The sequence below is a fragment of the Streptomyces sp. NPDC059003 genome (assembly GCF_042740445.1).
Taxonomy (GTDB): Bacteria; Actinomycetota; Actinomycetes; order Streptomycetales; family Streptomycetaceae; genus Streptomyces.
In genome coordinates this window covers 1-4,911 of sequence record NZ_JBHYJH010000329.1, presented here as the reverse complement: position 1 = coordinate 4,911, position 4,911 = coordinate 1, and the positions used below count along the sequence as shown (strand labels likewise).

The 4,911-nt window shown below is 65.2% G+C and carries 3 protein-coding genes and 4 pseudogenes; 6 read left to right on the top strand and 1 reads right to left on the bottom strand.

The window, feature by feature from the left end; all coding sequences use genetic code 11:
* Nucleotides 1-34 precede the first annotated feature (34 nt).
* From ACFWZ5_RS44725 to ACFWZ5_RS44715, 3 pseudogenes are all read left to right on the top strand, one after another.
* Nucleotides 35-687: pseudogene (locus ACFWZ5_RS44725) on the top strand (transposase); the annotation flags it as partial.
* Nucleotides 688-982: 295 nt separating this feature from the next.
* Nucleotides 983-1,600 (top strand): annotated as a pseudogene (locus ACFWZ5_RS44720) (ISAzo13 family transposase); the annotation flags it as partial.
* A gap of 42 nt (nt 1,601-1,642) precedes the next feature.
* Nucleotides 1,643-1,861, top strand: a pseudogene (locus ACFWZ5_RS44715) (IS5/IS1182 family transposase); the annotation flags it as partial.
* A gap of 27 nt (nt 1,862-1,888) precedes the next feature.
* On the opposite strand, the gene ACFWZ5_RS44710 reads toward ACFWZ5_RS44715, so the two are convergent.
* The gene (locus ACFWZ5_RS44710) at nt 1,889-2,542 is read right to left on the bottom strand and encodes a hypothetical protein (protein ID WP_384892889.1); all 654 of its coding nucleotides are present in this window, start codon (nt 2,540-2,542) and stop codon (nt 1,889-1,891) included.
* Nucleotides 2,543-3,126: 584 nt separating this feature from the next.
* Between ACFWZ5_RS44710 and ACFWZ5_RS44705 the strand changes: the two genes are divergently transcribed.
* The 3 genes and pseudogenes from ACFWZ5_RS44705 (at nt 3,127) to ACFWZ5_RS44695 (ending at nt 4,784) form a co-directional block, all read left to right on the top strand.
* Complete coding sequence (locus ACFWZ5_RS44705; protein WP_384892886.1) at nt 3,127-3,507, top strand: transposase family protein; 381 nt, start codon at nt 3,127-3,129, stop codon at nt 3,505-3,507.
* Nucleotides 3,458-4,114, top strand: a complete 657-nt coding sequence (locus ACFWZ5_RS44700) for a hypothetical protein (protein WP_384892883.1) — start codon at nt 3,458-3,460, stop codon at nt 4,112-4,114. The genes ACFWZ5_RS44705 and ACFWZ5_RS44700 overlap by 50 nt, the downstream gene beginning before the upstream one ends.
* Before the next feature lie 122 nt (nt 4,115-4,236).
* A pseudogene (locus ACFWZ5_RS44695) lies at nt 4,237-4,784 on the top strand (transposase family protein).
* The last annotated feature ends 127 nt before the right edge of the window (nt 4,785-4,911 follow it).

Sequence of the window (4,911 nt, the reverse complement as noted above, 5' to 3'; positions counted from 1 at the left end):
GCCCGGGGGGGGTCTGCCAAGCTTGGGGGCGAGGATGACCGCGCGATGCCCGTGTCCGCCTGCGCCGGGGCCGCTGGAGGAGTACGCGGCGCGCTTCGACGACCTGTTCGTCAGCCTGGCCCAGCGGCGGGGGTTCTGCGAGTACCTGACGGGGCTGCTCGCAGCGTGGGACCGGAACAAGACCATCACCTGCCTGGCCGGAGCGGAGTCGGTGGCTGGCGCGGGCTCGCCGGCGGTGCAGCGGCTACAGTTCCTCCTCACCACGCACGGGGAGATATCGGCTCATCTGGCCGAGGTGTACGGGGCGGAGGTGTTCAGGCAGACCATCACCACGATCACTGACAAGGTGATGGAGGGCACGGCGGAATGGCAGTCACGTCTGCTCGACCGCGTCTCCGGTGGTCTGGACGCCATCAACGTGAAGAGCCGCGATGGCAATCGCCAACCGGCCGATCTACGTCGCGATGGCCGTCACCGTTGAGGGCACCCGTGACATCCTCGGCATCTGGGCCGGTGACGGCGTCGAGGGCGCCAAGCACTGGCTCCAGTTCTTCACTGAGCTGAAGAACTGCGGCGTCGAGGACGTCTGCGTGCTCCTCTGTGACGGGCTGAAGGGTCTGCCGGACGCGGTCGAGATGGTCTGCCCCCGAACGATCGTGCAGACCTGCATAGTTCACTGGAGCCGTCAAGAAGCAATGCGTTGCTTTGCGGATGCGAGTTCGTTGATGTGGTACGTGCATATCCGACGAGGTCCGGTCCCAGTTGGCGCGGCGGTTCGACGTTCTGCTCCCGCACCTGAACGAGCGGCAGCGGTGTCTGGCGCTGGTGACCGAGGCCCGGCTGATCGGGCACTGAGGTACCGGTGTGGTTGCGCGGATAGCCGAGGTCGGCGAGACAGCGGTCTGCAAGGGCGTGTTCGAACTCGACGCCGGGGCCGATCCACTGCCCCGAGGGACGTGTCCGGTGCCCTGGTGGCGGGCGGATGCGGGCCGAGGCGATCGACCCTGGGCTGGTTCCGGCACTGACGGCTCTGGTCGAGCCGGACGAGCGCGGTGATCCGATGTCGCCGCTACGCTGGACGACGAAGTCGCTGCGGCACCTGGCCGTCGAGCTGTCCCGGCGAGGTCACCGGGTGACCGCGCCCACGGTGGGCCGACTGCTCAAGGAGCACGGATTCAGCCTGCAGGGCACCGCCAGGACCCTGGAAGGCGATCAACACCCCGACCGGGAGGCACAGTTCCGCTATATCGATGAGCAGGTCACACAGCACCAGGCCGCGGGCGGGCCGGTGATCAGCGTGGACGTGAAGAAGAAGGAACAGATCGGGCAGCTGCCGATGCCCGGACAGGAATGGCGACCGGCCGGACAGCCCCGTCGAGGTCGAGGACCACAGATTCTTCGCCGGTCCGCACGTTCAGTCCGTGATTCCGTACGGGATCTACGACATGACCGTGAACACCGGCTGGGGGACGTCGGAACCGACCACAACACCGCCGCATTCGCCGCCTCATCGATCCGACGCTGGTGGCAGGCGCACGGCCAGTACGACTACCCCCAAGCGTCACGGCTGCTGATCACCGCGGACGCCGGAGGCTCCAACAGCTACCACTACCGAGTCTGGAAGGCCGAACCGGCCGCATTCGCCGCCGACGCCACCGTCCGCACCCGCTACTACCGCCACCGCGAACAACCCGCCCACTACCAGCAGTACAACCGCGACCACGCCCGACTCAGGGCACCCGGCGAACGCCCCTTCGCGCAGTTGAAGTCCTGGCGACTGCTCCGCCGGGCCAGATGCTCCACCCGCCCCATCGGCACCATCGTCCAGGCCGTTCACACCCTCCTCACCTGGCAGCTATGAGGGTGAAACTGGTTCGCTGAGAGAACCTCAGCGACCCGCCTCCGCGGAGAGGGAATGGCGTAGATTCTTACGCGCCCGATATAGGGCCATCTCAAGCGGTTTGAGCTCCATGTTAAGGGCTGATGCAATCTCGCGCTGACTAAAGCCAACTGCCTGCATCAGCAATGCGCATCTGACCTGTCGGCTTTTGACCAGGTGCATGACTTGCCGAGCTTCCAGCCGCACTGCTACAACATGGGCAGGATCACTATCCGCGCAGAGTTCACCATAGTCTGGCATTGCATCCAGAACCTCGGCCTCACCCCCCCCAGCACGCTGCTCCCGCAACCAGCGCCGATATTCATTTGGGAATACTAATAGGCAGTGCCCAATGAAGAAGCTTGAAAGGCTGCTACCGCGCATGGGGCTCCAGCGTGCCAGGGTATCTGGCAGGTCTCGCAGCGCCACGGCGATAATGAGGCCCGCCAACTCTGCGATCGCTCCATCGTCCTTCAACTCTGGCGCCGAGACGAGATTGATGCCGAATTGAGAGCGAAGGTGCTGATATATTACCCCCGACCCTATCCATGCAGAGAGGACGGCAAGTGCATACTCGGTGAGACTTTCTAATTGGAGATCTTTCACGCGTCCCCGGGATCGGCTACGGGGGCCTGCTGGGGAGGTCTCATCCAACTCTTGCATGCGCGTCACCTTGATTTTGAGCGTGATGATCTTTAGGGGTGGCGAGTCGCTCTGCGTTTTGAAGTTCTTGTCGAAAGCTGCCCAGGTCGCCGAAGGTGGGCAGCCCAAGGGGGCTGACGCTCGAGCCCAAATTCGAGCATTCGTTCGCCCCCTGGCAAACTGCGTCCTAGGGATAGGGGTGTCCTCCTTAGTGCAAGGATTGACATGCAATACCGTGTTCTGTCAAGAGGGCGATCTATCAACACCCGCTAATGCCTTACGCCCTGAAAGGTTGTTCGGAATGTTTTCGATCATCGGTTGAGTGATCCTCTTCCATTCTGTCTCTGGGTAGCGAAAGAGGCAGGGCAGACGGCAGGAGCCCGGCAAAGTCGTGGGGGTGGGGGTGTTTGTGCAGGTGGCAGGCATGGAGGTCGGCGATCATGTGGGGTGTTGAGGCTCACGTGATCGAAGGGGACGTCGTCCATGCCCGCTTGTACGACTTGTGCGACATCGTGGCATCCCGCGTTGGAGGGGCTACACCGGGCGGGCTGCGGGAGTGGTCCGAAGCGATACCGGATCCCCCTGGATCACACGGGGTGCGGCACGTGCTCGTGGTGGTGCTGGTGATGGCGGCGTGCGCCGTCCTGGCCGGCGCGAGGTCCCTGGCCGCGATCGGTGAGTGGGCCGCGGACCTGCCCCAGCACATGCTTGCGGCCCTCGACGCTCGTCGGCATCCGGCGAGCGGGGTGTGGACCGCACCGAGTGAGCCGACGATTCGCCGGAGCCTGCAGTCCATCGACGGGCAGGCTTTTGACCAGGCTGTATGCGGCTGGCTTGCGGAACAGGCGCGGGAGAATTCGCCGGTGGACGGCAAGGCAGCACGCGGCGCCCGCACCGCCGACGGCGGTCAAGTACATCTGATGGCCGCCCTCGACCATGACCGTGCCATCGTCCTGGCAAGTCGGCGTCGACGGGAAGACAAATGAAATCACCCGGTTCAAGCCGCTGCTCGACCCGCTGGTCCTGAACGGGAAGGTCGTCACCGCGGACGCCCTGCACGCCCAGCGCGAACACACTCGCTACCTCGTCGAAGACAAGGAAGCGGACTACGCGCTGACGGTGAAACAGAGCCGACCAAGGCTGTTCGCCCAGCTCAGCGCGCTACCCTGGGCCAATGTCCCGGGCCGGACCCGGGGCCACGGCCGCCGCGAGCACCGTGCCGTCCTCGTGGTCACCGTCCCTGCCGGCCTGCACTTCCCCCACGCGGCCCAGGCATTCCGGATCCGCCGCACCATCCGCCACCTCGACGGACAGCCGAAACACACCGAGACCGTCTACGGCATCACCAGCCTGGAGGCGCACCGGGACGGCCCGCCCACCTCGGCGCCTATGCCTGCGGCCACTGGGTCCGGGACGTCACCTTCGACGAGGACCGCCCAGGCCCGCACCGGCAACGGCCCCCGTGCCATGGCCACCCTCCGCAACCTCGCCACCAGCGCCTGCCGCCTGACCGGAGCCACCAACATCGCCCGAACCCTACGCGCCAACACCCGCGACCAGACCCGTCCGTTAACAATGCTCGGCCTCATCTGAACGACTTTGCCGAGGCCCTGGGTCAGACGGGGTGTGGTGCCGTGGCGGAGCCCCTTGTCGTTGGCGGTGTTGATCTCACTCCACACCGGCATCAAGGGGCTCTGTTGGTTCCGTATTCTTCCATGCTCGACGTCCCACACGAGCTGGTTGAGCACGTCTCGTGGCTCATCCACGGTCGCCGACGTGAGCTCAACTCGCGCTGGTGCAGGCTCGGTTGCTTCAAGCAGGCCCTGCCCGCTCTGGCCCATCTCCGCAAGAACGAGAATTCGCGCCGGTCGGAGCCGGGTTCGGGGTGCCGGAGGCGACGGCATGGCGGTACGTCGATGAAACCCTTGAGGCCCTGGACTCGTGGGCGCCGGGCCTGCGGGAAGCCCTGGCAAGGCTGGGTGAAGGGGACTTCGTCATCGTTGACAACGCCCTCATCCCCACCGGGCCGCGCCACCAGGGAGCCTACTCAACCGTGCACACCCCCTACAAACACCACCGCGAACAATCCGCCTACTACCAGCAGTACGACCGCGAGCACGCATGTCTGCGCGACCCCGGCGAACGCACCTTCGCACAGCTCAAAACCTGGCGCATCTTGCGACGCACCCGCTGCTCAATCCGACGTATCAGCTGTACTGTCCAAACCATCCATACCCCCATGACCTGCGACTACTCAGGATGAAAGAGGCTTACTGGCTCCCGGCGAGGTCCGCGGCGGCGCCGACCGGTCAAACTCCGCGCCGGCAAGGCGTAGTTCCCCGTCGACCACCTGGCCTGGCCGCGAGAACGAGGACTCGTCCCGCGTACCG